Consider the following 1,692-nt stretch of genomic DNA (forward strand, 5'->3'; position numbering starts at 1 on the left):
AATTAATATTCAACCTTTTCATTCCACTGCGCTGGTGTTTCAACCTTTAAAGCGGCTAGTAAGTTACCAGATGCATTCATTACACGATACTTTGCATATTGTTCATCATATTTTGCATCTAAATAACCTTTACGTGCTTCGAAAAGTTCGTTTTCAGTGTTCAATAGATCTAAAAGTGTACGCTTACCTATACGGTACTGTTTCTCATAAGAAATTACGGTTTGTGAAGCCGAATCTACATGGTCAGAAAGAAACTCTTTTTGTTGAACCGTTAGGTCTAGCGCATTCCAAGATAAACGTAGACTCTCTTCTACGCTCCTAAAAGTACGTTCTCGAAGATCTTTCGATTTATTTAATTGATATGCCATACTTTCTGAACGGCTAGAATCTGAACCGCCATTATATAAGTTGTAACGTAAGCGTAGCATAGCTGAGAATTCATCACTGTTGCCTTCAGTTCCGCCTGCATCATCTCGCCAAGTTTGTGCGGCTTCTACTGAAATCGTTGGGTAGTTATTGCTTTTTGACTGTTTATATTGAAATTTTGCTGAATCTACATCTACTTGAGCAATTTTTATTACAGGATGCATTTCAAAAGCTTGAGTGAGTGCCTTTTCGATTGTGAGTGGTAGAGCGCTAGAATCTGCTCTAGGAAATACTAATCCAAGAGGTGATTGACCTACTAGTTGCTCAAATTGTATATGTGTATCGAACAAGTTGTTTTGAGCGGCAAGTAAATTACCATGCGCTTTTGCTATACGGGCTTCGACTTGAGACATATCTGCAGTTGAGCCAATTCCAGAATCAACTCGCTTTTTAATATCTCTATAAATCTCTTTATGAGTAGCCAAGTTACTTTCAGAAAGAGATAACACTTCGTATGCCTTCACTGCATCTAAATAAACTTTGGTTACTTCTAGAGCCATATCTTGAGCATCAGAAAGTAATTGGTAACGAACAGATTCTGCATCAGCGGCTGTGCGGTCAATATCATTAAGAGTATTCGAACCATCCCAAATTAACTGTGTAAGCGTCAAGGTCGCTTCTTTACGAGTTAAGTCAGTTTCATCATTATTATTTGAAGCAAGGCTAGTATGCTCATATCCAATACCCGCATCTAAATCTATGCTAGGTCTATAAGCTCCTCCAGAGGCATCATTTATATATCGCTTGCTAATATATTCGTTGTATGAACTTTTGATGCTTGGATTAGTTTCTAATGTAATAGCGACAGCCTGCTCGAGTGTTTGAGCATTAGAAGAAAGGCTTAAAGCTACCATAGAACCTAGAGTGCATTTTTGAATCCAATTCAATTTATTTCTCCGGAGCATATGTAATGTGTGAATGTTAAACAAAGATGAGTCTCACATCTGAGAATCATAACAAGGTGTCAACAAATTTACGTTTTTATTAGACCAAAAATAGATATGTGTCACCATGCATTTGCTTGGTTTTTATCTATATTAAGGCCCATTAAAGTTATTATATAAAATAATGAGTTAACTTGCTTAATATTTGTGTAACTTAATGACTTTTTGGCACATTTTTAGTCGTGTTAATGCGAATGATGAACTGTTATTTATATATTGCGCAGGCGTGAATTCTATAAGTTATAATGATATATTAACAAGATAATATTTTAGTGTCATTTCGTTGACGACATTAACGAAGCTTTCGGATTTAGAGGTTTTT

The 1,692-nt window shown here is 36.0% G+C and carries 1 protein-coding gene; it reads right to left on the bottom strand.

Annotation, left to right across the window (positions count from 1 at the left end):
• Window positions 1–2: 2 nt before the first annotated feature.
• Window positions 3–1,313, bottom strand: coding sequence for a TolC family outer membrane protein (locus OCU78_RS06865; RefSeq protein WP_137372791.1), 1,311 nt, complete (start codon window positions 1,311–1,313; stop codon window positions 3–5).
• Between the last annotated feature and the right edge of the window lie 379 nt (window positions 1,314–1,692).

Origin of the sequence: Vibrio gallaecicus (assembly GCF_024347495.1) — a bacterium.
Classification (GTDB): domain Bacteria; phylum Pseudomonadota; class Gammaproteobacteria; order Enterobacterales; family Vibrionaceae; genus Vibrio; species Vibrio gallaecicus.